The sequence below is a fragment of the Bradyrhizobium sp. CER78 genome, from assembly GCF_029846235.1.
Classification (GTDB): domain Bacteria; phylum Pseudomonadota; class Alphaproteobacteria; order Rhizobiales; family Xanthobacteraceae; genus Bradyrhizobium.
Genome location: NZ_JARVWP010000001.1, coordinates 202755 through 228863, shown reverse-complemented (window position 1 = coordinate 228863; position 26109 = coordinate 202755). Strand labels below are relative to the sequence as shown.

The window sequence follows — 26109 nt, the reverse complement described above, 5'->3', positions numbered from 1 at the left end:
AAGATAATAAAATTTCCCTAATTGGGCAATTCGCGCGTTGATACGGCGAAGGCGACTCCCCTGAGGTCGCCTCTCGACACCTCGGCACAGAGGGCGCGATCAAAGGGAGAGGCCGGTGGAGATTCGTCCTGCATTGCATGCCCATCTGGAGTGGCCGACGCAGCATAGCCCGTTGCGCGTCGCGACCGTTGCGGTGATCGAAGCGCTTGCCGTTGCCGCGATCGAGCTGTCCCGCATCATTGCCGCCGGGCCGCTCGCCGGCATCGTCGGCGAGAGCGGCGGTGTCAATCCCGACGGCGATCGCCAGAAGACCATCGACATCGTCGCCGACCGCCTGATGCGCGACGCACTGCGCGCCGCGCCGGTCGCCGCCGTTCTCTCGGAGGAGGTCGAGCTACCCGAGACGCTCGATCCGGATGCGCCGCTCTGTGTCGCGATCGATCCGCTCGATGGATCCGCCAATCTCGAAAACAATATCTCGATCGGCACGATCTTCTCGATCCGGCCGAAGGGCAACGACATCATCTCGACCTTCTTCGAGCCCGGCACGGCGCAATGCGCCGCAGGTTGCTTCATCTACGGTCCGCAGACCGTGCTGGTGCTGGCGCTCGACCAGCGCGTCGACTGCTTTACGCTGGATCCGCGAACCGGGGAGTTCGTCCTGACCGCGCGCGACCTGCGGGTGGCGCAGGATACGCCAGAATTCGCCATCAATGCCTCGAACCGGCGGCACTGGAGCGGCCAGGTGCGCAACTATATCGACGAGTGCCTGGCCGGCGTGAACGGCGAGCGTGGGCAGGACTTCAACATGCGCTGGATCGGCTCGCTGGTGGCGGAAGCCTACCGCATCCTGATGCGCGGCGGTGTGTTCCTGTATCCGGCGGATGCGCGCCAGGGCTACCGCGAAGGCCGGTTGCGGCTGCTGTATGAAGCGCATCCCATCGCGCTGATCATGGAATGGGCGGGCGGCGCGGCATCCAGCGGCCGGTCGCGGATCCTCGAACTCTCGGCACGCACACCGCACCAGCGCGTGCCGCTGATCATGGGATCGGCGCGCGCCGTGCGCGACGTCGATGCGATCCACCTGACCGTCGAGCCGTTGTTCGAGAGCAGCGATGCCCCGCTGTTCGCGCGGCGCGGCCTGTTCCGCTGAAGGGGGACCGTATGTCTCGCAGACATCCCATCATCTCGATCACCGGCTCGTCCGGCGCCGGCACCACCTCGGTGAAGAAGACGTTCGAGAACATCTTCCGCCGCGAGAATGTGGTCGCGGCCTATATCGAGGGCGACGCCTTCCACCGCTACGACCGCGCCGAGATGCGCAGCCTGATGGCGGAGCGGGCCGAGCACGGCAACAAGCACTTCAGCCATTTCAGCCCCGAGACCAATTTGTTCGAGGAGCTGGAAAAGCTGTTCCGCGACTATGCCGAGACCGGCACCGGAACGACGCGGCACTATGTGCACGACGAGGAGGAATCGCGGCTCTATGGTGCCAAGCCCGGCACCTTCACCGCCTGGGAAGCGCTGCCGGAGAATTCCGACCTCTTGTTCTACGAGGGCCTGCACGGCGCCGTGGTCACCGACAAGGTGAACGTCGCGCAGCATGCCGACCTCAAGATCGGGGTCGTGCCGGTCATCAACCTCGAATGGATACAGAAGCTGCACCGCGACCGCAGCCATCGCGGCTATTCCACCGAGGCGGTGACCGACACAATCTTGCGCCGCATGCCGGACTACGTGAATTACATCTGCCCGCAATTCACCGAGACCGACATCAACTTCCAGCGCGTGCCGACGGTCGATACGTCGAACCCGTTCATCGCGCGCTGGATCCCGACCCCTGACGAATCGATGGTCGTGATCCGGTTGAAGAACCCGCGCGGCATCGATTTTCCCTATCTGCTCTCGATGATTCCGAACAGCTTCATGTCGCGCGCCAATTCGATCGTGGTGCACGGCGCCAAGCTCGATCTCGCGATGCAGCTCATCCTGACCCCGCTGATCCTGCAATTGATCGAACGAAAGAGGCGAACGATATGACCGCACTTGCGTCCGTTGCCAGCCGCCCCGAAGTCAGCCACGACGAGATGGCGAACGCCATCCGCTTCCTCGCCATCGACGCCGTTGAGCAGGCGAAGTCCGGTCATCCCGGCATGCCGATGGGCATGGCCGATGTCGCTACCGTGCTGTTCACCGACTTCCTGAAGTTCGATCCTGCCGATCCGGCCTGGCCCGACCGCGACCGTTTCGTGCTGTCGGCGGGGCACGGCTCGATGCTGCTCTACGCGCTGCTCTATCTGACCGGCTACGAGAGCATGACGCTCGATCAGCTCAAGGCGTTCCGGCAGTGGGGATCGCAGACCCCGGGACATCCCGAATACGGGCATACGCCGGGTGTCGAGACCACGACCGGGCCGCTCGGGCAGGGGATCGCGACCGCGGTCGGCATGGCGCTCGCCGAGCGCTTGATGAACGCCCGCTTCGGCGACGACCTGGTCGACCACTACACCTATGTGATCGCCGGCGATGGCTGCCTGATGGAAGGCCTCAGCCATGAGTCGATCTCGCTGGCCGGCCATTTGCGGCTGAACCGGCTGATCGTGCTGTTCGACGACAACCATATCTCGATCGACGGCGCGACCTCGCTGTCCTGCTCGGACGACCAGACGGCGCGGTTTGCGGCTAGCGGCTGGAACGTCTGCCGCATCGACGGCCACGATCCGCAGGCGATCGCCGCGGCGCTCAGGCAGGCACGCGCGAGCGATCGGCCGGCGCTGATCGCCTGCCGCACGGTGATCGGGTTCGGTGCGCCGAACCGGCAGGGTAGCGAGAAGGTGCATGGCGCGCCGCTCGGCGCCGACGAGGTGGCGAAGACCCGTAGCGCGCTGCGCTGGCCGTATCCGGCCTTCGAAATCCCCGATGCGGTGCTGGCCGAATGGCGTGAGCTCGGCGGCCGCGGCCGCGATGCACGACGCGCCTGGATCGAGCGTTCGCGTGCCGCGTGCAAGACGGACAAGGGCGAACGGTCGCTGTTCCACGACGCGCTGAACCGGAAATTGCCCTGTGCCTATACCAAGGCTATGGCGGCGCTCGTGGAGCGCTTTGCGACTGAGCAGCCGAAACTCGCCACGCGGCAGGCGTCGCAGCAGGTCATCGACGTGATCGCGGAAGCGTTGCCCAATCTGCTCGGCGGCTCGGCCGACCTCACGCACTCCAACCTGACGCAGGCGAAGTCGCAGGTTTCGGTGCGGCCGGAAACGCTGGACGGCAGCTATATCCACTATGGCATCCGTGAGCACGGCATGGCTGCGGCGATGAACGGCATCGCCTTGCATGGCGGCTTCATTCCCTATGGCGGCACCTTCCTCAGCTTTGCGGATTACAGCCGCCCGGCGATCCGTCTCGCGGCGCTGATGGGCATCCGCGTCATTCACGTGATGACCCACGACTCGATCGGGCTTGGTGAGGATGGGCCGACGCACCAGCCGGTCGAGCATCTGGCCGCGCTGCGGGCGATCCCGAACCTGCTGGTGTTCCGCCCGGCCGATGCGGTCGAGACCGCGGAAGCCTGGGACTGCGCGCTGAAGGCGGAGACCTCGCCGTCGATCCTCTGTCTGTCGCGGCAGGCGCTGCCGACGGTGCGCGACGACAGCAAGGACAACCAGGTCGCGCTCGGCGCCTACGTTCTCGTCGAGCCGGCCTTCGGGCGTGACGTCACCCTGATTGCAACGGGTTCGGAGGTGGCGATCGCGCTCGAAGCCGCAAAGCTGCTGGCGGAAGCAGGGGTACAGGCCGCGGTCGTTTCGGCCCCGTGCTTCGACCTGCTCCGCCAGCAGCCGAGCGACTATCGCGCAAAGGTTCTGGGCAGCGCGCCGCGCGTCGGCGTCGAAGCCGCAGTCGAAGGCGACTGGGCCCGCTGGCTCGGCGACAACGGAGCCTTCGTCGGCATGACCGGCTTCGGCGCGTCGGCGCCGGCCGATGTGCTGTACCGCGAGTTCGGCATCACACCTGCGGCGGTTGCCGGGGCAGCACAACAGCTCATGCAACGAGCGAATTGAAAGGAGGACGCCACGATGGCGCGGATCACACTGAGGCAATTGCTGGACCACGCCGCCGAACGCGGCTACGGCGTGCCGGCCTTCAACATCAACAATATGGAGCAGGGCCTCGCCATCATGGAGGCGGCGGCGGCCTGCGACGCGCCGGTCATCATTCAGGCTTCGCGCGGCGCGCGGTCCTATGCCAACGACATCATGTTGGCGAAGATGATCGACGCGCTGGAGGAGATGCATCCGCAGATCCCGCTCTGCCTGCATCTCGACCACGGCAACGAGGAGGCGACCTGCGCCACCGCGATCCGCTACGGTTTCACCTCCGTGATGATGGACGGTTCGCTCAAGGCGGACGCCAAGACCGCGGCCGACTATGACTACAATGTCGACATCACCCGCCGGGTCGTCGAGATGGCGCACTGGGTCGGCGCCTCGGTCGAAGGCGAACTCGGCGTGCTCGGCTCGCTCGAGCATGGCGGCGGCGAGCAGGAGGACGGTCACGGGGTTGAAGGCCAGATCAGCCACGACCAGCTGCTCACCGATCCCGACCAGGCGGTCGATTTCGTCCGCGCCACCAAGGTCGATGCGCTCGCGATCGCAATGGGCACCTCGCACGGCGCCTACAAATTCACCCGCAAGCCTGACGGTGAGATCCTGGCGATGCGCGTGGTCGAGGAGATCCACACCCGCCTGCCCAATACGCATCTGGTGATGCACGGCTCGTCCTCGGTGCCGCAGGCGCTGCAGGACGTGTTCAACCAGTTCGGCGGCGAGATGCCGCAGACCTGGGGCGTACCGGTCGAGGAGATCGTCCGCGGCATCAAGCATGGCGTGCGCAAGGTCAACATCGACACCGATTGCCGCCTGGCGATGGCCGCGGCCTTCCGCAAGGTCGCCATGCAGTCGAAGAGCGAATTCGATCCGCGCAAATTCCTGAAGCCTGCGATGGATGCGCTGCGCGAACTCTGCCGCGATCGCTTCGAGCAGTTCGGCACCGCCGGCAATGCCGCTCGGATCAAGGTGGTTGCGCTGCCCGAGATGGCCCGCCGCTATCGCGCCGGTGCGCTCGATCCGCAGATTGGAAAAATGACCCAGGCCGCCTGAGCAAATGGCCAGCGAAACACAGGAGATTCTGATGAACGTGCAGCAGTCGATCACCGTGCGCGGGAAGGAACGCTACAAGTCCGGCGTGATGGAATACAAGCGGATGGGCTATTGGGAGCCGAACTACGAGCCCAAGGACACCGACGTCATCGCCTTGTTCCGCGTCACCCCGCAGGACGGCGTCGATCCGACCGAGGCTTGCGCCGCGGTGGCGGGCGAATCCTCGACCGCGACCTGGACCGTGGTGTGGACCGACCGGCTGACGGCTGCGGAGAAGTACCGGGCGAAATGCTATCGCGTCGATCCGGTGCCGAACTCGCCCGGCAGCTATTTCGCCTATATCGCCTATGACCTCGACCTGTTCGAGCCGGGATCGATCTCAAACCTGACGGCGTCGATCATCGGCAACGTGTTCGGTTTCAAGCCGCTGAAGGCGTTGCGGCTCGAGGACATGCGGTTGCCGACCGCCTATGTGAAAACCTTCCAGGGCCCGGCCACCGGGATCGTGGTGGAGCGCGAGCGGCTCGACAAGTTCGGCCGTCCCTTGCTCGGCGCCACCGTGAAGCCGAAGCTCGGCCTGTCCGGCCGCAACTATGGCCGCGTCGTCTACGAGGCGCTGAAAGGCGGGCTCGACTTCACCAAGGACGACGAGAACATCAACTCGCAGCCCTTCATGCACTGGCGCGAGCGCTTCCTTTACTGCATGGAGGCGGTCAACCGCGCGCAGGCTGCGACCGGCGAGATCAAGGGCACCTACCTTAACGTCACCGCGGCGACCATGGAGGACATGTACGAGCGCGCCGAATTCGCCCATGAGCTCGGCTCCAACATCGTCATGATCGACCTCGTGATCGGCTACACCGCGATCCAGTCGATGGCGAAGTGGGCGCGCCGGAACAACATGATCCTGCATCTGCACCGCGCCGGTCATTCGACCTACACGCGGCAGCGCAACCACGGCGTCTCGTTCCGCGTGATCGCGAAGTGGATGCGACTCGCCGGCGTCGATCACATCCACGCCGGCACCGTGGTCGGCAAGCTCGAGGGCGACCCGAACACCACGCGCGGCTACTACGACATCTGCCGCGAGGACTTCAACCCGATGAAGCTCGAGCACGGCGTGTTCTTCGACCAGAACTGGGCAAGCCTCAACAAGCTGATGCCGGTGGCCTCCGGCGGTATCCATGCCGGCCAGATGCATCAGCTGCTCGACCTACTCGGCGAGGACGTCGTGCTGCAGTTCGGCGGCGGCACCATCGGCCATCCTCGCGGCATCCAGGCCGGCGCCACCGCCAACCGCGTCGCGCTGGAGGCCATGATCCTCGCCCGCAACGAGGGGCGCGACTATGTCCATGAAGGCCCGGAGATCCTAGCCAAGGCGGCGCAGACCTGCACGCCGCTGCGCGAGGCGCTCGACGTCTGGAAGGACGTCACCTTCAACTACGAATCGACTGACGCCCCCGATTTCGTTCCCACGCCGAGCATGGCGGTCTGACAGGAGTTTCTCATGCGCGTGACCCAAGGCTGCTTCTCGTTCCTGCCCGATCTCACCGATGAACAGATCGCCGCGCAGGCGCAATACTGCCTCGACAAGGGCTGGGCGGTGAACATCGAGTTCACCGACGATCCGCACCCCCGCAACACCTATTGGGACATGTGGGGCCTGCCGATGTTCGACCTGCGCGATGCGGCCGGCATCATGAAGGAGCTCGCCGATTGCCGGCGAGTCTATGGCGACCGCTACATCCGGATCTCCGGCTTCGATTCCAGCCACGGCTGGGAGTCGGTTCGGATCTCCTTCATCGTCAACCGGCCGCGCGAGGAGCCCGGCTTCCGGCTCGACCGCCAGGAGGCTGCCGGCCGCAACGTCCGCTACGCGACGTATTCCTATGCGGCTGTTCGCCCCGAGGGCGAACGCTACGCCGATCAGTGACCGCGTCCGGTTGGCAAACCAGGCGGGTTGCTCCCTCGACCGCCTGGTCCGGATGCACTTCTCCGTCGTCGCCCGCCGCGGCGACGGAGCTTTTTTCGAAGCGAGAGGAAGATGACGCCACCGCAAGAACAAATCAGCCAACAAATCCGCGAGAGGCCGCTCGAGACCATCGACCTTCGGCATGAATTCGCCGACCTCGGCATCGGCGACGTGCTCGACCAGCTCGATTCCGAATTGATCGGCCTGAAGCCGGTGAAGACCCGCATCCGTGAGATCGCATCGCTCCTGCTGGTCGAACGCATCAGGCAGAAGATGGCGCTGGCGACGACATTTCCGACGCTGCACATGTCGTTCACCGGCAATCCCGGCACCGGCAAGACCACGGTCGCGCTGCGGATGGCCGGCATCCTGCACAAGCTCGGCTTCGTGCGCCGCGGCCATGTCATCAGCGTCACGCGCGATGACCTCGTCGGGCAATATATCGGCCACACCGCGCCGAAGACGAAAGAGATCCTGAAGAAGGCGATGGGCGGCGTCTTGTTCATCGACGAGGCCTATTACCTGTATCGTCCCGAGAACGAGCGCGACTACGGTCAGGAAGCGATCGAGATCCTGCTGCAGATCATGGAAGCGCAGCGTGAGGATCTGGTGGTGATCCTGGCCGGCTATGGCGACCGGATGGAGAAGTTCTTCCAGAGCAATCCGGGCTTCCGCTCCCGCATCGCGCATCACATCGATTTCCCGGACTATTCGGACGGGGAGCTGCTCTGGATCGCCGAGCTGATGTTGCAGCAGCAGAATTATCGTTTCTCCCCGGACGCCCGCGAGGCCTTCACCCGGTACATCGGCATCCGCAAGGAACAGCCGCTGTTCTCCAATGCGCGCTCGATCCGCAACGCGCTCGACCGCATCCGGCTGCGCCAGGCCAACCGGATCGTGGCGAAGCTCGACCGCACGCTCACGGCTGACGACGTGATGTCGATCGAGGCCGGCGACGTGCTGGCGAGCCGGGTGTTCGCGAAGGGCACCGGCGCTGTCGGCGAGGGGCGATGAACCGGGCGCTCGCAGCGATCCGGACCGCGGGGATGCGCGATATCATTGCGGGAGCGCGCGCCTTGATCTTCGATGTTGACGGCACGCTCGCCGAAACCGAGGAGGTGCATCGCCGCGCCTTCAACGAGGCGTTCGCCGAGGCCGGCCTCGACTGGTTCTGGGACCAGGTCACCTACGGGCGGCTGCTTCGGGTCGCCGGCGGCAAGGAGCGCATCCGCGCCTTCGACGAGCGCAACGCGGTGCCTATGCTGACATTCGCCGATATCGCCGACCTGCACAGGATCAAGACCGCGCACTACGCAGCGCTGATCGCGGCGGGCGGCTGTCCGTTGCGGCCGGGCGTCAGGGTCTGGCTCGCCGGTGCGCACCGCCGCGGCCAGCGGCTGGCGATCGCCACCACGACCTCGCATGGCAATATCGATGCCTTGCTTTCGGTCGCGCTCGGCCTCGGCTGGTCCGATCTGTTCGAGGCGATCGTCGCCGGCGACGACGTGCCGCGGAAGAAGCCGGCTCCGGACGTCTATCTCGAGGTCCTGGCGCGGCTCGGGCTCGGGCCGGCGGATTGCATTGCGGTCGAGGATTCCGGTAACGGCCTCGCCGCCGCGGCGCGGGCCGGCATCCCCGTGGTCATCACCCGCAGCACCTATTTCAGCGATGACGATTTCGCCGAGGCGCTTCTGGTCGTCGATGATCTCTCAGAGATCGACGACTAGAGGCCGCTGCAGCCGCCGGGCAGCCGTTTCGAATAATTTCTTCGGTAGGTTAAATAAATCGCGCTTGCTTCCGTAGCACAGTAGGGGCATCTTTGGCCGGAACGAGCGCCGGACCGCCGGAAATTCTGGCTGGTGGTGATGGCTGCCAATAATTTCGGGAGAAAGCGCCTCGTGACCCTCCGTGTCTTCAATCAATTTATTCGGTTTGTTGAATAAATGGTGCTTGCATCCGGAGAACGGCAAGGGCACCATCCACCAAAGGTTGCCAGAGGCCGTACAGAGCCACCAGAGGTTCTGGAGGATGCTGGCGCTCGCCAGCAATTCCGGAAGACAGCGCCTCATGATCCTCCGCTTCATTGCCACGGCTCATTCGTCCCACGGCATGACTTGCGGGTGACCCCGGCATAGCAGGATCGATATGGTTGATCGTGCGGAGCGAGCATGGCGCTGTTGACGGGTCCAACCGACATTGCGCGATTTCGGTTCGTGCCGGCCCCGGCTCCGATCCGGGGTCGCCTAGAGCTGCGACCAGCCAAAGAACGATAGCCGTCGATTGATGCCGTCCAAGGCAACGGTACCCAACTCAAAAAGCCAAGGGAGTGACGCATGTTCAAATTGAAGGTCTCGTTGATTGCACTGGCGTTGGCAGGTCTCACCGCGGCCGCACCGGACGCGCTGGCCCAGAGCAAGCCGACCATCGGCATCGCGATGCCGACCAAATCCTCGGCACGCTGGATCGATGACGGCAACAACATGGTCAAGGTGCTGAAGGAGCGCGGCTACGGCACCGACCTGCAATATGCCGACGACGATATCCCGAACCAGCTGTCCCAGGTCGAGAACATGGTGACCAAGGGCGCCAAGGTGCTGGTGATCGCGGCGATCGACGGCACCACGCTGTCCGACGCGCTGAAGCAGGCCAAGGCTCAGGGCATCACCGTCATCGCCTATGACCGCCTGATCCGCGACACGCCGAACGTGGACTATTACGCGACCTTCGACAATTTCCAGGTCGGCGTGCTGCAGGCGAGCTCGCTCGTGAACGCGCTCGGGCTGAAGGACGGCAAGGGTCCCTTCAACATCGAGCTGTTCGGCGGCTCGCCCGACGACAACAACGCCTATTTCTTCTACGACGGCGCGATGTCGGTGCTGAAGCCGTACATCGACAGCGGCAAGCTGGTGGTCGCAAGCGGCCAGATGGGCATGGACAAGGTCGCGACCCTGCGCTGGGACGGCGCCACTGCGCAGGCGCGGATGGACAATCTGCTCAGCGCCTTCTATGGCAAGAAGCGGGTCGATGCGGTGCTGTCGCCCTATGACGGTCTGTCGATCGGCATCATCTCCTCCCTGAAGGGTGTCGGCTACGGCAGCAAGGACCAGCCGATGCCGTATATCAGCGGCCAGGATGCCGAGGTGCCGTCGATCAAGGCGATGCTGCGTGGCGAGCAATACTCGACCATCTTCAAGGACACCCGCGATCTCGCCAAGGTCACCGCCGACATGGTCGATGCGGTGCTGAGCAAGAAGGAGGTCAGCGTCAACGACACCAAGACTTACAACAACGGGGTCAAGGTGGTTCCGTCCTATCTGCTCAAGCCGGTGGTGGTGGACAAGACCAATTGGGAGAAAGTCCTGATTGACAGCGGCTACTATAAGCGTTCGCAATTCGACTAAGGCGGGTGAGCTGGACGCACCCGCCGAAGCCGATCGACGCTGCGAGACATGATCCGATGACGGCAATGCTTGAGATGCGCGGCGTCAGCAAGAGCTTTGCCGGCGTGCAGGCGCTGCGCGACGTCAGCTTCACCGTGGAAGCCGGCCAGATCCACGCTCTGGTCGGCGAGAACGGCGCCGGCAAGTCGACCCTAATGAAGGTGCTGAGCGGGGTCTACCCCGCCGGCAGCTACGAGGGGTCGATCCTGTTCGACGGCGACGAGCGCCGGTTCCGCGACATCAACGACTCCGAGGACCTGGGGATCATCATCATCCACCAGGAACTGGCGCTGATCCCGTTGATGTCGATCGCCGAGAATATTTTTCTCTCGCGCGCGCCGTCGCGGTATGGGGTGATCGACCGTAATGCGGTGTACCGGCGGACCGCGGAGCTGCTGGCGCAAGTCGGCCTGCGCGAATCGCCGGACACCCTGGTCACCGACCTCGGCGTCGGCAAGCAGCAACTGGTGGAGATCGCGAAGGCGCTGTCGAAGCAGGTGCGCCTCCTGATCCTGGACGAGCCGACCGCGAGCCTCAACGAGGCCGACAGCGCCGCGCTGCTCGACCGGCTGCTGGCCTTCCGCGAGCAGGGTATCGCCTCGATCCTGATCTCGCACAAGCTGAACGAAGTCGCACGCGTCGCCGACCGCATCACGGTGCTGCGCGACGGCCGCACCGTCGACAGCATCGATTGCCGGACCGAAGCGGTCGACGAGGACCGGATCATCCGCAGCATGGTCAACCGCGATCTCGCGCATCGCTTCCCGGAGCGCAACGTCGCGATCGGCGATCCCGTGATGAATGTGGAGAACTGGTCGGTGTATCACCCGCTGCACACCGCCCGGCAGGTGATCAAGAACGTCGACTTCAAGGTGCGCCGCGGCGAGGTGGTCGGCATCGCCGGCCTGATGGGCGCCGGCCGCACCGAGTTCGCCATGAGTCTGTTCGGCAGGGCATGGGGCTACAACATCACCGGCAAGGTCAGCCTTGACGGACGCGAGGCGAGCCTTACCAGCGTGCCGGCTGCGATCCAGGCAGGCCTTGCCTATGTCACCGAGGACCGCAAGCAACTCGGGCTCGTGCTCGCCGACGACGTCCGCAAGAACGTGACACTGGCGAGCCTTCGCCAGGTCGCCGATCGCGGTGTGATCGACGATGTCGTCGAGCTGAAGGCGGCGAGCGACTACCGCAACCGGATGCGGATCCGCTGTGCCGATGTCTATCAGGAGGCCGGGCAGCTCTCGGGCGGCAACCAGCAGAAGGTGGTGCTGTCGAAATGGCTGATGACCGATCCGCAGGTGCTGCTGCTGGATGAACCGACCCGCGGCATCGACGTCGGGGCAAAATACGAGATTTATTGTATCATCAACGAGCTCGCGGCGGCCGGCAAGGGCGTCGTGGTGATCTCATCGGAGATGCCGGAATTGCTCGGGATCTGCGACCGGATCTGCGTGATGAATGACGGCGCCTTCGTCGGCGAGTTCGCCAAGGACGACGCGACGCAGGAGAAGATCATGCGCGCCATCATGCGCAATGTCAGGATGTCCGGAAGCGGCGCCCCTGTCAGTGAGGCGTTAGCGGGAGGCGGAGCACAATGACCGACAAGACGGTGTCACTTCCCGAGGCCCCCAAGCATTCCGGCTTCATCAAGAACAATCTGCGCAACTACGGCATGCTGCTGTCGCTGCTCGCGATCATGCTGTTCTTCGAGATCGTGACCGACGGCACGCTGTTGCAGCCGGTCAATCTCACCAACCTCGTGCTGCAGAACAGCTACATCGTGATCATGGCGCTCGGCATGCTGCTGGTGATCGTCACCGGGCATATCGACCTGTCGGTCGGCTCGGTCGCGGGGTTCGTCGGCGCGGTCGCGGCGGTGCTGATGGTGACCTACCACGTCAGCTACCCGATCGCGTTCGTCGCCTGTCTCTTGATCGGTGCCGCGATCGGCGCAGCGCAGGGCTACTGGGTCGCCTATTTCAAGATTCCGTCCTTCATCGTGACCTTGGCGGGCATGCTGGTGTTCAAGGGCCTTGCGCTCGCGGTGCTGCAGGGCCGGTCGGTGGGGCCGTTTCCGCCGACCTTCCAGAAGCTCTCGTCGGGCTTCATTCCCGAACTGTTTCCGAGCGCCGGCACGCTCTATCCGACCTCGCTGCTGATCGGCGTCGTGCTTGCGTTCGCGCTGGTGCTGGCGAGCGCCAAGAGCCGGGCGCGCGAGCAGTCGCACGGCATCGAGGTCGAGCCCTACGCATTCTTCATCGCCAAGAGCATCGCGCTGGCGGGCGCGGTGCTCTATTTCACCTATCTGATCGCCTCGCATCGCGGCCTGCCGAACGTGCTCGTCATCATGACGGTGCTGATCGCGGCCTATGGCTTTGTCACGCGGCGGACCGTGATCGGCCGGCAGATCTACGCGGTCGGCGGCAATGCCAAGGCCGCGAAGCTGTCGGGCGTCAAGACCGAGCGGCTGACCTTCTTCACCTTCGTCAACATGGGCGTGCTGGCCGCGCTCGCCGGGCTGGTGTTCGCCGCGCGGCTCAACACCGCAACGCCGAAGGCGGGCCTCGGCTTCGAGCTCGACGTGATCGCCGCCTGCTTCATCGGCGGCGCCTCGGCCTATGGCGGCGTCGGCCGGGTCGGCGGCGCGGTGGTCGGCGCCATGATCATGGGTGTGATGAACAACGGCATGTCGATCCTCGGCATCGGCATCGACTATCAGCAGGTGATCAAGGGCCTCGTGCTGCTCGGCGCCGTCTGCATCGATGTCTACAACCAGCGCCGATGATTGCCGCGCGGTCATGATTCCGCGATATGATGCCTGCGCAACGCAGGAGAATGCCGCGTGAAACTGTCCCATGCCGATGCGCTGACCATCGGGAACATCCTCGCTGAAGTCGGCCGCAGCGAGATCATGCCGCGGTTCCGCCGCGTCCGCGAGATCGAGGTCCGCACCAAGACGTCGGCATTCGACGTCGTCACCGAAGCCGATGAGCTGGCCGAACAGGCGATCTCGGCCGCACTGCTCCGGGCGTTTCCAAATGCGACCGTCATCGGCGAGGAAGCGACATCGCGCGATCCGGCCGCGCTCGATCAGGTCGGGACCGCGGAGCTTGCCTTCATCATCGATCCGATCGACGGCACGCGGAACTTCACCTCGAGCCTGCCGCTGTTCGGCACCATGGTGGCCGCCACGATGCGCGGCGAGATCGTGTTCGGTGCGATCCATGATCCCGTCTGCAACGACACCGCGTTCGCGCTGCGCGGTGAGGGCGCCTGGCTCGAGCTGCTGGACGGCAAGCGTCACGATTTGAAGGTCGCCGCGCCCGTGCCGGTCAAGCAGATGGATGCGGTGATTGGCGTCAATTTCCTGCCCGAGGCGCTGCGCCCGATCGTCGCCGGCAATCTGTCCAAGCTTGGCGTCAGCGCCTGGCTCCGCTGCGCCGCGCATGAGTATCGGATGGCGGCGTCGGGCCATTGCCATCTCCTGTTCTACAACAAGCTGATGCCGTGGGATCATGCCGCGGGCTGGCTGCTGCATCGCGAGGCCGGCGGCTACAGCGCGCATTTCGATGGATCACCCTACAAGCCGGTCAATCTGACCGGCGGCCTGCTCTGCGCGCCCGACGAGGCGAGCTGGCATGCGGCGCAGCAGGCGATCCTGACGCCGGCCGGGTAGTTTTGTCGCAACTCTCGAACAGCTTGCTCGATGTCATCACCCGCGCAAGGCGATGACACCGGAGACAGGACGGAATGATGGCGCGTGGTATCGCGCGAGAACCTTCCTCGGTGTCGTCCTGGCGAAAGCCAGGACCCATAACCACCGAAGCAAGTTGTGAGAAGGTCGCCGCCCCAGCGTCGTGCAACAATCGGGGTAATGGGTCCTGTCTTTCGCCAGGACGACGATGAGGATGGTTCTCGATTCAAATGTCAAACACGCGGTACACCGAGTGTGTTGCGCGGAGCGGCGGGCCGCAGCTCTCCATTCTCGCGACATGCCTGGCTGACTGAGGGATGCGTGCGTCATGCCCGGAGGCCCGGGCATGACGCACGGAAGCGCTACTCGCTGCCGACCTCTCCGGTGATGATGTTGCCGAACAGCGTCCAGCTCTCGCCTTCGAACCGCATCAGCTGCGACTGCTCGATCGGACGGAAGTCGGTCGCGCTGGTGTTGATCCTGATCCCGGGCAGGATCATCTTCGGCGCAAAGTCCTTCAGGCTGGCGGCCTGCTTCATCACGTTCTCGCGCGTCAGGTCGTCGCCGCACTGCTTGAGCACCTGCGCGAGCGTCTGCGCGGCGGCGTAGCCATAGACGTGGTTGCCGTTGGTCTTGTCGCCGTCGGGCAGGTACTTGTCCATGAAGGCCCGCCATTCGGTGGTCTCGGCATCACCGTTCCAGATCTTGTCGGTCGGGTCCTTCAGGTAGGCGACCGAGATGATGCCTTGCGAGTTTTCGACGCCCGCGGCGCGCATCGCCGAAGCGACCGAGGTTGCGGTCGAGGTCAGGAAGAAGGTCGGCTTCCAGCCGAGCTCGGCGACCTTCTTGATGGTCTGCGCCGCGCCCTTCGGGGCAGCCCAGGTGAACAGAATGTCGGCGCCCGAGGCGCGCAGCGCCACGATCTGCGAATCCAGCGTCGGATCGGTGAGTTCGTAGGACTTGTCGGCGACGATCATGCTGCTGGCCTTGTCGCCGAGGCCGTCGCGCAGCCCCTTGAGCGCATCCTTGCCGGCATCGTCGTTCTGCCAGAGCACGGCGATCTTGCCGTTCGGGAATTTGTCGAGGATGTATTTGGCGTAGATCCGCCCTTCGCTCTGGTAGTTGGGTTGCCAGCCCATCGTCCACGGAAAGCCCTGGGGATCGCCGAAGCGCGTCGCGCCTGATGCGATGAAGAGGTGAGGGACCTTCTTGCCGTTCAGATATTTCTGGATCGCGACATTGGGCGCGGTGCCGAGCGGCTGGAACACCAGCAGCACCTCGTCGCCCTCGACCAGCTTGCGTGCCTGCTCGACCGATTTCGGCGGCGAGAAGCCGTCGTCATAGCTGATGAAATTGATCTTGCGCCCGTTGATGCCGCCCTGATCGTTGATCATCCTGAAATAGGCCGCCTCGGTCCGGCCGATCGCGCCGTAGGCGGAAGCGGGACCGCTATAGGGCATGATATTGCCGATCTTGATCTCGGTGTCCGAGACCCCAGGGCCGTAGTTCTTCTGCGCGAGCGCCGGCGACAGCGCACCGATCGTTGCCGCGACCGCAAGCCACCCGCGAAGACAAAAACCGTCCAACATCCCTCGTTCACTCCCTGATGATCCATCGATCGCCTTGTGACGTGCGCGGGCCTGAGGGCCTGCGCGTTGACGCCCGGCGACAATTATCGTATGCGCTTCCGGTCTGGAAACGTTTCCAGAATAGCGCGTGTTCCCACCGATGGCAATATTCCCTGCGGCCGGAGAGATGTGACAAATGAGCAGACTGGAGCAGACAAGCCCGGACCATGGCGCGAGGCCGCCGCTGGTCGCCGAATGCGATGCCGTCGTGGTCGGTGCCGGCTTCGGCGGGCTGTATGCGATCTATCGGCTGCGCGAGCTCGGGCTGAAGGTGATCGGCATCGAGGCGGCGTCCGACGTCGGCGGCACCTGGTACTGGAATCGCTATCCCGGCGCGCGCTGCGACATACCGAGCCTGTTCTATTCCTACACCTGGTCGGAGGAACTGCGGCAGGAATGGCGCTGGAGCGAGAAATATGCCGCGCAGCCGGAGATCCTGCGCTATGCGCAGCGCGTCGCCGACCGCTTCGATCTGCGCTCCTTGATCCGCTTCGATACGCGTGTGACCAGCGCCGACTGGGACGAAGCCGGCGAGAGCTGGACCGTGCGCACCGATCGCGGCGATTGCATCGTCGCATCCATTTGCGTGATGGCGACCGGCAATCTCTCGGTGCCCAACAAGCCGAAGCTGCCGGGGCTGGAGCGCTTCGGCGGGCGGATCTATCACACCGGGCAGTGGCCGCATGAGCAGGTCGATTTTTCGGGCTTGCGTGTCGCGGTGATCGGCACCGGCTCGTCGGGCGTGCAGACGATCCCGATGGTCGCCAAGGCGGCAAGCCGCCTGACCGTGTTCCAGCGCACGCCCAACTACTCGGTGCCGGCACGCAACGCGCCGCTGTCCGACACCGATATCGCGGCCGCCGAGCCGTTGATCGCGAAATATCGCGAAAGCCTCGAGACGCCGGAATTCGGGCGGGTGCCCGCCAACGCATTCGACGCTGCGGTGCCCGACCGCGACGTGCAATGGGCGCGCTATGAACAGCTGTGGGAGCAGGGCGGCGGCGGCATCCTGACCGCGTTCCCGAACATCCTGACCGACGAGGCTGTCAACGACGTCGCCTGTGACTTCGTGCGTGACAAGATCCGCGGCATCGTCAACGACGCGGCGACGGCGGAGGCGCTGTCGCCGAAGGATTATCCGCTCGGCGTCAAACGCATCTGCATCGATACCGGTTATTTTGCCACCTACAATCTGCCGCATGTCGAACTGGTCGACCTGCGCGCCGAACCGCTGACGGCGGTCACCGAGACCGGCCTCGAGACCGCGACGCGGTCCTTCGTGCTCGATGCGCTGGTGCTGGCGACCGGCTATGACGCGATGACCGGCGCGCTCGCCGCGATGCAAATCCGCGGCCGTGACGGCACGACATTGAACGAGGCCTGGGCCGACGGACCCAGCGCCTATCTCGGCCTGATGGTGTCGGGCTTTCCGAACCTGTTCGTCGTGACCGGGCCGGGTAGCCCGTCCGTCATCGGCAACGTGATCCACGCCTGCGAGAACCATGTCGAGTGGATCGCGGCCTGCCTCGGCAGCATGCGCGCCAAGGGGCAGACGCGGATCGAGCCGGATCGCGATGCCGAGCGCGCCTGGATGGCACATGTCGCGGATGCTGCCAGCCGCACGCTCTATCCGAAGGCCAATTCCTGGTATCAGGGCGCCAACATCGCGGGCAAGCCGCGAGTGTTCATGCCCTATGTCGGCCAGGGCTATCGCCACCGCATCGCGCAGATCGCGCAGCGTGGCTACGAGGGGTTTGAGTTGCGCTGAGGCTGGCGCCTTGCTCTCCGTCATTGCGAGGAGCTCGCGACAAAATTGCAAAGCAATTTTGCGCTGAAGCGACGAAGCAATCCATCGGGAGGCAGATGCGGGACAATGGATTGCTTCGCTTGGGTCGCAAAGACGAAAGATGGAACCGTTTCCAGATTCCAGCAAACAGGAGGATCACAGATGGAGATCAAGCGATCAGGATCGGTCGCAAGCCGCCGCGGTAACGCCGAGTGGTTCAGCGGCACCGTATGGGCTGACTCGATCGTCAATGCACCCGCACCGGCGCGGGTGCAGGCCGCCCGGGTCACGTTCGAGCCGGGTGCACGCACGGCTTGGCACACTCACCCGCTCGGCCAGACGCTCTACGTCACCGCCGGCGCGGGATATGTGCAGAGCTGGGACGGCCCGATCCGCGTGATCCGTCCGGGCGATGTGGTATGGATTCCACCGGGCGAGAAGCACTGGCACGGTGCGGCGCCAACCACGGGCATGAGCCACATCGCGATCCACGAAGCGCTCGACGGCGACTATGCGACCTGGATGGAGCATGTCTCCGACGCGCAATACGCGGCGGCGCCGCAGGCCGATTGACCGGCGTTACTTCCGCCCGCGCGTCGCCGGCGCGGCGCAGGAGTGGCGCAGGATCAGGCGCGTCGGCAGGAATACCGGTGCGCTGTCCGCGGCCTTGTCGCTGTCGCGGATCCGCTCCAGCAACAGCCGCGCGGCGGTGCGGCCGACCTCGTTCATGTCCCAGCTCAAGGCCGAGATCGCGGGCGTCGCATGGCGGGCGAGGTCGGTGTCGCCGCTGCACACGATCGAGACGTCCTGCGGGTAGCGCAGGCCGTTGCTGGTGATCGCCTCCAGCACCTCGGCCAGCATGCTGGTACCGAGCGAGATGATCGCGGTCGGCGGTTTTGTCATTTGCAAGAGCTGGCACACCGAGCTGAACGCGGTATTGGCGCCCTGCATGTGCGGGCGGATCAGGCCGGGATCGACCTCGATCTTGGCTTCCTGATGCGCCTGCCGGTAGCCCGCGAGCCGCTCCGAGCTCGGCAGCACCGCGGCGCTGCCGGTCAGCAGGGCGATCCGGCGATGGCCGAGCCCGATCAGATAGCGCGTCGCCTCCAGCGCACCGCCGCGGTGATCGACGCGAACCGGGATGCTATCAGGTACGTCGCGGTCGACGGTGACGCAGGGCAGATCGAGCGTCGCCAGCCCCTTCATGAAATCCTTGTGCGAATTGTCGCCGGCGAACAGCAGCAAGCCGTCCATCTGGCGCCGCCGCACCGCCGACAGGAACGCCGCCTCGCGCGCCTCCTCGTGCTTGGTCGCGGCCAGCATCAGGAGGAAACCGGCGCGCTGGAATTCCTCCTCCGCGGCGCTCACCATGCCGGTGTAGTGCGGATTGGAGAAGTCGGCGACCATGCAGCCGATCGTGTTGGAGGCCCGCGAGCGCAGCGCCTGCGCTGCAGAGTCAGGCTCGAAGCCGAGACGCTTCACCGCGCGCATGATGCGAGCATGCAGTTCCGCGCTGGTGTAGATGCCGCCGTTGAGCGTGCGGCTGACGCTTGAGACGGACACGCCGGCCTCGGCCGCGACGTCACGAATCGTCGGTCGTGTCCGTCGCGCCTTTGCCATTCGTGGTCGGGTCCTGTCGGTTCGGCGTTGCCGTCGTCAGGTGCGCCACTTGCGGCGCGGAGCGGACGGCATGACCGAACCTAATCAGGCTCCGCCACGAATCTCAAATGATTCCTGTGGCTGCGGTTGCGGGCGCTTAAGCCGACGCGGGCCGGTCGAAATAGGCGAACGCGGCGCTGGTCAGGCTGCCCAGCAGCGACCAGAACACCAGGCTGGTCAGCGTGACGGCGACCACGAACTGATGCGATAATGACGACGGCACGTTGGTCTTGACATGCTCGAGCTCCGGCGCGCCGATCAGATGCGGCAGCATGATCAGGACGACGCCGGCGACGGCGGCCGGCATCGAGCGGCGGAACACGATCAGCCCGAGGCCGGCTGCTGTCGCCAGCACCGCAATCGTCCACCAGATCTGGCGCGACAGCAGCGGGGCGGCGGGCACGCCCGGCAGTTCAGGCGGCAGCCCAAGGCCCGGCGCAATTGTGAAGACGGCAAAGCCTGCGAGGCCCCACATCAGGCCCTCGTGCCACGAGATCGGCTCGCCGGTTGCGCCGCTGCGGACCGCAAGGAAGCCGCAGAGTAGAAGCGCAAAACCGATCGCGGTCAGGATGTTGGCGCCGGCCGTATAGAGATTGCGCTCCAGCCCGTCCTTCGGCTCCCAGGCCTCGGCGCCGTGATCATGGTCGGCATGATCGTGGACGAGGATGGCCCGCGGCTGCGCTGAGGCTTCGTGCCTGTGCTCGGCGGCCTTCTCATAGACCTCGGCCCTGAGGATCAGGGGAACGGTGCCGAACTGCTGGGCCGCGGTGACGATCAGGCCGACGATGAATCCCGCGATGACCGACGAGAAGACGATCGAGCGAAACGTGCTCATGCCGACGAGGTCAGTGGCAGGGGAATGCGTTGGAGTGGCGCACATCGTGCGCGGCGTTGTGGATCACGTCGATGTGCGAGAAGCCGACCACGCCGACGATGAACAGGCCGAGCGTCATCGCCATCAGGGACTGGGCGAGCCGGCCGACCTGTCGGGTGGCAACCGGCAGATGCTGGGCTTGCGCGGTCTGGGACTGGCTCATGATCGTTCTCCACGTTCGATTTGGTCGGCTTCTAGCAGCTTTCGGGCGATGTCGCGACTGGTAAGATGCAGATTTGTTCCAACAGGGATGCGCTTGCGCAAGATCTTGGCGCGGGCCGCGGCCCTGAATGCGTCTGTATGGCGCTCGAAATAGCCGAGGCAGGCCTCCGGTACCGGCTCCGCGCCGAGCAGAGTCCGGAATGCGCCCCGATGTACCGCGCAGATCGCGCCGTGCTCCGGGACGGGAAACGCCAGGGAGGCGATGTCGGCGCGCCAGTGGGCGGCGGTGTTGGCGGCGCCGCTGCCGGTCGGAGATTCGTCAGCGCCGGATGGTGAATTCACCGGGACCTCGCCGCGTTTCCCACTTGGCCTGCTCGAGCTCGGGACGGTCGCATTCTGCCTGGGGGTAGCCGATGCAGAGGTAGCCGATAAATTTCCAGCCGTCCGGTATCTCCAGGATCTCACGAACGCGGCCCGGATTGAGGATCGATACCCAGCCGAGCCCAATGCCTTCGGCACGCGCAGCAAGCCACATCGAGCAGATCGCGGCCACCACGGAATATTCAGACGTCTCCGGCATCGTCGCGCGGCCGAGACCGGAGCCGATCTGGTCGCTCTTCTCGGCGAACACGGCGAGGTGGCCCGGCGCTTCCTCGAGGCCCGATAGTTTCAGTGCTGCATATTTTGCGGCACGCTCGCCGGAATAGGAGCGCAGTGCATCGGCGTTGCAGGCCTTGAAGTCGTCGATCACGGCGCGGCGTCGTGCCGCATCGTCGACGATGACGAACCGCCAGGGCTGGCTTAGGCCCACCGATGGCGACAGGCAAGCGATCTCGATCAGCCGCTCGATTGACCCATCCGGCAGCGGATCGGTCCGGAAGCGCCGCACGTCGCGCCGCCACACGAAAAGCTCGTGCAGTTGCCGGCGAAACGCATCGTCGAATGAGATCATCGCAGGGCCTTTGGCAGCATCGATCTCGGAGTTCATTTAAGCTTCATCGGCAGGCCTGCAACGACGAACTCGACCTCGTCTGCTGCAGCGGCGATGGTCTGGTTCATCAGGCCTGCTGCGTCGCGGAAGGTCCGCGCCAGTGCGTTGTCGGGCACGATGCCGAGGCCGACCTCGTTGGTGACCAGGATGACCGGGCTGTGCTGGCGCGGCAACGCCTGCGCAAGGCGCGTCACTTCCTGCGACCAGTCGCGCTCCGCATGCAGCAGGTTGGACAACCACAGCGTCAGGCAATCGACCAGCCTGGCGCCGGCGCGATCGGTCTCGGACAGCGCGTCAACCAGATCGAGCGGCACCTCGCGTTCGATCCAGTCGCCGCCGCGCCGCGCGCGATGCCCGGCGATGCGTTCGTCCATTTCAGCATCCAGCGCCTCGGCGGTCGCAACATAGACCGGCTGACCTGGAAAGCTGCGCGCGCGAAGTTCGGCGCGCCGGCTCTTTCCGGACCGGGCTCCGCCGGTGATCAGAATGACGGTCATATGGTCTCCTGCTGCGAACCGGGACCCGCTTCGCTCGAAAACGCTCTAACCACCAATCGCGGTAAAACACAAAGCCGAAATCCGCCCGCGGAGGGCTTGCGCTCGCTCGATGTCTTGCGCATCAGGGGGATCGCGGCGAGGAGAGGGTTAAGTGGGATTTGCGGGAGCGATGGCGGTGGCGATGGCCGTGGATGCCTTGATCGGCTGGCCGGCGTGGCTGTTTGCCCGCATCGGCCATCCCGTGACCTGGCTCGGCCGCTTGATCCATTTCCTCGATACCAGCTGGAACCGGGCCTCCGATCCGCCGGTGCTGCGTCGCGCCGCCGGTGTTGCGGCGGCCGTGCTGGTGATCGCGCCGGCGACGGCGCTGGGCTGGGCCGTTCAGTCCGCGCTGGCGTCCGGATGGCTGCATGTCGTTGTTGTCGGTGTGCTGGCGTGGCCGCTGGTGGCGCTGCGTTCGCTGCACGACCATGTCGCAGCGGTGGCCCATCCGCTTGTCTCCGGCGACATCGCGGCCGCGCGTTCAGCCGTCGCGCAGATCGTTGGACGCGATCCGGCCACGCTCGACGATGCCGGCATCGCGCGCGCAACCATCGAGAGCCTTGCCGAGAATGCATCCGACGGCATCGTGGCGCCGGTGTTCTGGGGCGCGCTGTTCGGGCTGCCGGGAATCCTCGGCTACAAGGCGATCAACACGCTGGACTCCATGATCGGTCATCGCACCGAGCGGCACGAAGCCTTCGGCTGGGCCGCGGCGCGGATCGACGATGTTGCCAATCTCATTCCGGCGCGGCTGACCGGTGTTTTGTTCGTGCTGCTCGCGCCAAACCGCTCGCAGGCGTGGTCATGCATGCTGCGCGATGCGCAACGGCATCGCTCGCCGAATGCCGGATGGCCGGAAGCGGCGATTGCCGGCGCGCTCGGGGTGCGCCTCAGCGGGCCGCGCATCTATCACGGCAGTATCGCGGACGAGCCCTGGCTGAACGAGGGCGCGCGCGATCCGGCCGCCGCTGATGTCCTCACCGGGCTGAAACTCTATCGTTACGCCATGATGCTGTTGGCCGCGGCCTTCGTGGCCCTGGCGCTGGTGTGAAGGAGCGGCGCATGCGTGAGCATGGCGGGAATCTCGACGTCGCCCAGCAACGCTACGGCGGCACTGCGGAAGACTGGATCGACCTGTCGACCGGGATCAATCGCGTGCCCTATCCTGACGTCGGCGTGGAGCCGCGGCAATGGAGCGCGTTGCCGTCGCGATCCGAAATCGAATCCCTGCACGACGCTGCGCGGCAGGCCTACGCTACCACTGCGCCGATCATGGCGATCGGCGGTGCGCAAGCCGCCATTCAGTTGCTGCCTAGTCTGGCGTCGCGCGGGCGGGCGCGCATCCTGGCGCCGACATATAACGAGTATGCCGGCGTGTTGTCGGCGGCAGGCTGGGACGTTGCCGAAGTGTCCGAGCTTGCGGCGCTTGCGGGAGCTGATGTTGCCATCGTCGTCAATCCGAACAACCCCGACGGAAGACGCCATGATCGGGACGAACTGCTTGCGCTGTTGCCACGCGTTGGCCGGCTCGTGATCGATGAGAGTTTTGCGGACGCCGTACCCGGCATCTCGCTTGCAGCAGAAGCAGGACGCGCGGGGCTCCTGATCCTGCGCTCATTCGGCAAGTTTTACGGGCTTGCCGGCTTGCGGCTTGGTTTCGTTGTTGGCGGCGAAGCTGATATCGCCGCGCTTGCCGCAATGACCGGGCCATGGCCGGTTTCGGGGGCCGCGATCGCGATCGGGCGGCGGGCCTTGCTCGACCACGACTGGGCGAGGACAACGACCGTACGGCTGGCGGACGACTGCGTTAAGCTCGACGCAGCGGCGCAATCGTGGGGCTGGACGCTGGTCGGCGGCACGCCGCTGTTCCGGCTCTACGAGACCGGCGATGCGCTCGCCGCGCAGGAGACGCTTGCCCGCGCGCGGATCTGGTCGCGCGTCTTCGAGCAAAGGCCGGGATGGCTGCGCCTCGGTCTGCCCGGCAACGAGGCCGAATGGTCCCGGCTTTCAGCCGTGTTGTCGCGCTGATTTTTTGACGCGTTCTCTTCACGCGAACCGGTGTCCACGTCGCTCGAAAGCGCTTTAGCGCGCGAGCGCGAGCAGGCCGTCGACATCAAGATGGGCTTCGATGTGCTCGGCAAGCGCGTCGAGCGCGCTCTCGACCCTCGCGCCATAAGGCTGATCCGCCGCAGGGATATCGAGCTGCGCAAAGAAGGCCTTGCGAAATTCGTCCGACGTGAACAGGCCGTGGAGATAGCTGCCGTGAACGCGCCTATCGCTCGACATGGCACCTTCCGGCGAGCCGTCAAGCATTGAGAAAGGCCGGACGCGATCCGGGCCGTCGGTGCGCCCGATATGGATTTCGTAGGCGCTGATCGGCTGGCCGGTCGCAGCATGCACGGCGCTGACGCGGGTCAGCGTCTTCTGCTCGGTCATGGTGGTGGTGACATCGAGCAGCCCGAGGCCGCGCGTCTCGCCGGCAGGACCTTCGATCCCATCGGGATCGGCGACGGACTGTCCGAGCATTTGGTATCCGCCGCACAGGCCGAGGACATGGCCGCCGCGGCGATGATGCGCCAGCAGATCGATGTCCCAGCCTTGCGCGCGCAGGAAGGCGAGGTCGCCACGGGTCGATTTCGAGCCGGGCAGGATGACGAGCCTGGCATCACCCGGGACGGCTTCGCCTGGGCGGACCATCACGAGATCGACGCCGGGCTCGAGCTTCAACGGATCGAGGTCGTCGAAATTGGCGATCCGCGACAGTGCCAGAAACGCGATCTTGCACTGGCCGGGCTTGCGCGCGTCGCCGAGCCCGAGCGCATCTTCGGCAGGTAATTCGCCGGCGCGGCCGAACCAGGGCAGCACGCCGAAGCCGCGCCACGCAGTGCGGACCTCGATCAGGCGGTAGCCGTCGTCGAACAGCGAGGGATCACCGCGGAATTTGTTGATGACAAAGCCCTGGATCATCGCGGCATCGTCGGGATCGATCACCGTCTTGATGCCGACGAGCTGCGCGATCACGCCGCCACGGTCGATGTCGCCGACCAGCACCACGGGCACGTCAGCCCGGCGCGCAAAGCCCATATTGGCGATATCGGACTTGCGCAGGTTGACCTCGGCGGGGCTGCCGGCGCCTTCGACCAGCACCAGGTCGGCGCGCGCTTTCAGGCGCGCAAAGCTCTCCAGCACCGCGCCCATCAGCTGTGGCTTCATGCCGGCATATTCCCGCGCGCGGGCGGTCGCGATCCGCTTGCCGTGCACGATGATCTGCGCGCCGACATCGGTTTCGGGCTTGAGCAGCACCGGGTTCATGTCGGTGTGCGGCTCGACGCCGGCGGCGAGCGCCTGCAACGCCTGCGCGCGCCCGATTTCGCCGCCGTCGACGGTCACCGCCGCATTGTTCGACATGTTCTGCGGCTTGAAGGGCAGCACGCGCAGGCCGCGCCGCCTGGCGGCGCGCGCCAGCCCCGCGACGATGAGCGACTTGCCCACGTCCGAGCCGGCACCCTGGATCATCAATGCGCGCGCCATGGCGATGTCTGTCAGAATTCGACGCCCGGCTGGGCCTTGATGCCGGAGCGGAACGGATGCTTGACCAATGTCATCTCGGTGACGAGATCGGCGATCTCGATCAACTCCTCCTTGGCGTTGCGACCGGTGAGCACGACATGGGTCATCGGCGGCTTCGACGTCGTCAGGAATTCCACCACATCGGCGATTGCGAGATAGTCGTAGCGCAGTGCGATGTTGATCTCGTCGAGCACGACCATGCGCAAGCTTGGGTCGGCGATCAGCTGCTTGGCCTTTTCCCAGCCGGCTTGCGCTGCCGCGATATCGCGGGCGCGATCCTGGGTTTCCCAGGTAAAGCCTTCGCCCATTGCGTGGAATTGACAGAGCTCGCCGAAATGCCCGGTGAGCAGGCGGCGCTCGCCGGTATCCCAGGCCCCCTTGATGAACTGCACGACAGCGCACGGAAAGCCGTGCGCCACGCAGCGGACGATCATGCCGAAGGCGGAGGACGATTTTCCTTTGCCGGCGCCGGTATGAACGATGATCAGACCCTTTTCGCCGCTCTTGGTCGCCATGATGCGATCCCGGGCGGCCTTCTTTTTCGCCATCTTGTCGGCATGGCGCGCGTCCAGCGATGGGTCGGTGCCGACAGCGCCGCCCTCAGCGTCGTTTCCATCAGAAATCATCACGTTCCTTCG

At 65.2% G+C, this 26109-nt stretch carries 26 protein-coding genes; 16 read left to right on the top strand and 10 right to left on the bottom strand.

What is annotated here, in order from left to right:
• Positions 1 to 133: 133 nt before the first annotated feature.
• The 8 genes from QDT69_RS00985 to QDT69_RS00950 all read left to right on the top strand — a co-directional run bounded on the left by QDT69_RS00985 (position 134) and on the right by QDT69_RS00950 (position 8855).
• Positions 134 to 1153: a class 1 fructose-bisphosphatase gene (locus QDT69_RS00985; protein WP_279705169.1), complete on the top strand. Its 1020-nt coding sequence runs from the start codon at positions 134 to 136 to the stop codon at positions 1151 to 1153.
• 11 nt (positions 1154 to 1164) lie between these two features.
• Positions 1165 to 2040 carry a phosphoribulokinase gene (locus QDT69_RS00980; RefSeq protein ID WP_279704811.1) on the top strand — a complete coding sequence of 292 codons (876 nt, stop codon included), beginning with the start codon at positions 1165 to 1167 and terminating at the stop codon, positions 2038 to 2040.
• Positions 2037 to 4058, top strand: coding sequence for a transketolase (tkt, locus tag QDT69_RS00975; RefSeq protein WP_279704810.1), 2022 nt, complete (start codon positions 2037 to 2039; stop codon positions 4056 to 4058). Before QDT69_RS00980 ends, tkt begins: the two co-directional genes overlap by 4 nt.
• 15 nt (positions 4059 to 4073) lie before the next feature.
• On the top strand, positions 4074 to 5156 hold the full coding sequence (gene fba, locus QDT69_RS00970; protein WP_279704809.1) for a class II fructose-bisphosphate aldolase: 1083 nt from the start codon (positions 4074 to 4076) through the stop codon (positions 5154 to 5156).
• A 31-nt stretch (positions 5157 to 5187) separates the two neighbouring features.
• Positions 5188 to 6651 (top strand): form I ribulose bisphosphate carboxylase large subunit, encoded by a 1464-nt coding sequence (locus tag QDT69_RS00965; RefSeq protein ID WP_279704808.1) that lies wholly within the window; start codon positions 5188 to 5190, stop codon positions 6649 to 6651.
• A gap of 12 nt (positions 6652 to 6663) precedes the next feature.
• Entirely contained in the window at positions 6664 to 7089 is a 426-nt protein-coding gene (locus QDT69_RS00960) for a ribulose bisphosphate carboxylase small subunit (protein ID WP_279704807.1), read from the top strand.
• A 111-nt stretch (positions 7090 to 7200) separates the two neighbouring features.
• The gene (gene cbbX / locus QDT69_RS00955; protein ID WP_279704806.1) at positions 7201 to 8142 is read left to right on the top strand and encodes a CbbX protein; all 942 of its coding nucleotides are present in this window, start codon (positions 7201 to 7203) and stop codon (positions 8140 to 8142) included.
• The gene (locus tag QDT69_RS00950) at positions 8139 to 8855 is read left to right on the top strand and encodes an HAD family hydrolase (protein ID WP_279704805.1); all 717 of its coding nucleotides are present in this window, start codon (positions 8139 to 8141) and stop codon (positions 8853 to 8855) included. Before cbbX ends, QDT69_RS00950 begins: the two co-directional genes overlap by 4 nt.
• Here the strand turns inward: QDT69_RS00950 and QDT69_RS00945 are convergent.
• Complete coding sequence (locus QDT69_RS00945) at positions 8838 to 9212, bottom strand: hypothetical protein (RefSeq protein ID WP_279704804.1); 375 nt, start codon at positions 9210 to 9212, stop codon at positions 8838 to 8840. The two genes, QDT69_RS00950 and QDT69_RS00945, sit on opposite strands and share 18 nt — an antisense overlap.
• Positions 9213 to 9461: 249 nt before the next feature.
• On the opposite strand from QDT69_RS00945, the gene chvE reads away from it, so the two are divergent.
• From chvE to QDT69_RS00925, 4 genes are read left to right on the top strand one after another with little or no spacing between them, the layout of a single operon-like run.
• A complete protein-coding gene (gene chvE, locus QDT69_RS00940) occupies positions 9462 to 10529 on the top strand; it encodes a multiple monosaccharide ABC transporter substrate-binding protein (protein WP_279704803.1) in 1068 nt (355 codons plus the stop codon).
• Between the two features lie 56 nt (positions 10530 to 10585).
• Positions 10586 to 12166 (top strand): multiple monosaccharide ABC transporter ATP-binding protein, encoded by a 1581-nt coding sequence (gene mmsA, locus QDT69_RS00935; RefSeq protein ID WP_279704802.1) that lies wholly within the window; start codon positions 10586 to 10588, stop codon positions 12164 to 12166.
• Positions 12163 to 13353, top strand: a complete 1191-nt coding sequence (gene mmsB / locus QDT69_RS00930; RefSeq protein WP_279704801.1) for a multiple monosaccharide ABC transporter permease — start codon at positions 12163 to 12165, stop codon at positions 13351 to 13353. The genes mmsA and mmsB overlap by 4 nt, the downstream gene beginning before the upstream one ends.
• Before the next feature lie 57 nt (positions 13354 to 13410).
• Positions 13411 to 14244: an inositol monophosphatase gene (locus QDT69_RS00925; RefSeq protein WP_279704800.1), complete on the top strand. Its 834-nt coding sequence runs from the start codon at positions 13411 to 13413 to the stop codon at positions 14242 to 14244.
• Positions 14245 to 14624: 380 nt separating this feature from the next.
• Here the strand turns inward: QDT69_RS00925 and QDT69_RS00920 are convergent, their stop codons facing one another.
• On the bottom strand, positions 14625 to 15851 hold the full coding sequence (locus QDT69_RS00920; RefSeq protein WP_279704799.1) for an ABC transporter substrate-binding protein: 1227 nt from the start codon (positions 15849 to 15851) through the stop codon (positions 14625 to 14627).
• A gap of 175 nt (positions 15852 to 16026) precedes the next feature.
• On the opposite strand from QDT69_RS00920, the gene QDT69_RS00915 reads away from it, so the two are divergent.
• Together QDT69_RS00915 and QDT69_RS00910 are read left to right on the top strand one after the other, a co-directional pair.
• Positions 16027 to 17658 carry an NAD(P)/FAD-dependent oxidoreductase gene (locus tag QDT69_RS00915; protein WP_279704798.1) on the top strand — a complete coding sequence of 544 codons (1632 nt, stop codon included), beginning with the start codon at positions 16027 to 16029 and terminating at the stop codon, positions 17656 to 17658.
• Positions 17659 to 17838: 180 nt separating this feature from the next.
• Positions 17839 to 18249, top strand: a complete 411-nt coding sequence (locus tag QDT69_RS00910; protein WP_279704797.1) for a cupin domain-containing protein — start codon at positions 17839 to 17841, stop codon at positions 18247 to 18249.
• 6 nt (positions 18250 to 18255) lie between these two features.
• Here QDT69_RS00910 and QDT69_RS00905 read toward each other — a convergent pair whose 3' ends face one another.
• The 6 genes from QDT69_RS00905 to cobU form a co-directional block, all read right to left on the bottom strand.
• Positions 18256 to 19296, bottom strand: a complete 1041-nt coding sequence (locus QDT69_RS00905) for a LacI family DNA-binding transcriptional regulator (protein WP_279704796.1) — start codon at positions 19294 to 19296, stop codon at positions 18256 to 18258.
• Between the two features lie 136 nt (positions 19297 to 19432).
• Positions 19433 to 20170, bottom strand: a complete 738-nt coding sequence (locus QDT69_RS00900) for a CbtA family protein (protein WP_279704795.1) — start codon at positions 20168 to 20170, stop codon at positions 19433 to 19435.
• A gap of 10 nt (positions 20171 to 20180) precedes the next feature.
• Complete coding sequence (locus tag QDT69_RS00895; protein ID WP_021082128.1) at positions 20181 to 20372, bottom strand: CbtB-domain containing protein; 192 nt, start codon at positions 20370 to 20372, stop codon at positions 20181 to 20183.
• Positions 20369 to 20713: a DUF1488 family protein gene (locus QDT69_RS00890; protein WP_279704793.1), complete on the bottom strand. Its 345-nt coding sequence runs from the start codon at positions 20711 to 20713 to the stop codon at positions 20369 to 20371. Before QDT69_RS00890 ends, QDT69_RS00895 begins: the two co-directional genes overlap by 4 nt.
• On the bottom strand, positions 20691 to 21323 hold the full coding sequence (bluB, locus tag QDT69_RS00885; protein ID WP_279705168.1) for a 5,6-dimethylbenzimidazole synthase: 633 nt from the start codon (positions 21321 to 21323) through the stop codon (positions 20691 to 20693). The genes QDT69_RS00890 and bluB overlap by 23 nt, the downstream gene beginning before the upstream one ends.
• A 32-nt stretch (positions 21324 to 21355) precedes the next feature.
• The gene (gene cobU, locus QDT69_RS00880; protein ID WP_279704792.1) at positions 21356 to 21859 is read right to left on the bottom strand and encodes a bifunctional adenosylcobinamide kinase/adenosylcobinamide-phosphate guanylyltransferase; all 504 of its coding nucleotides are present in this window, start codon (positions 21857 to 21859) and stop codon (positions 21356 to 21358) included.
• Between the two features lie 169 nt (positions 21860 to 22028).
• Here cobU and cbiB point away from each other — a divergent pair, with 169 nt between their 5' ends.
• On the top strand, positions 22029 to 22952 hold the full coding sequence (cbiB, locus tag QDT69_RS00875; protein ID WP_279705167.1) for an adenosylcobinamide-phosphate synthase CbiB: 924 nt from the start codon (positions 22029 to 22031) through the stop codon (positions 22950 to 22952).
• An 11-nt stretch (positions 22953 to 22963) separates the two neighbouring features.
• On the top strand, positions 22964 to 23929 hold the full coding sequence (gene cobD / locus QDT69_RS00870; RefSeq protein WP_279704791.1) for a threonine-phosphate decarboxylase CobD: 966 nt from the start codon (positions 22964 to 22966) through the stop codon (positions 23927 to 23929).
• A 54-nt stretch (positions 23930 to 23983) separates the two neighbouring features.
• Here the strand turns inward: cobD and QDT69_RS00865 are convergent, their stop codons facing one another.
• Entirely contained in the window at positions 23984 to 25432 is a 1449-nt protein-coding gene (locus tag QDT69_RS00865; RefSeq protein WP_279704790.1) for a cobyric acid synthase, read from the bottom strand.
• An 11-nt stretch (positions 25433 to 25443) separates the two neighbouring features.
• A complete protein-coding gene (cobO, locus tag QDT69_RS00860; protein WP_279704789.1) occupies positions 25444 to 26097 on the bottom strand; it encodes a cob(I)yrinic acid a,c-diamide adenosyltransferase in 654 nt (217 codons plus the stop codon).
• Between the last annotated feature and the right edge of the window lie 12 nt (positions 26098 to 26109).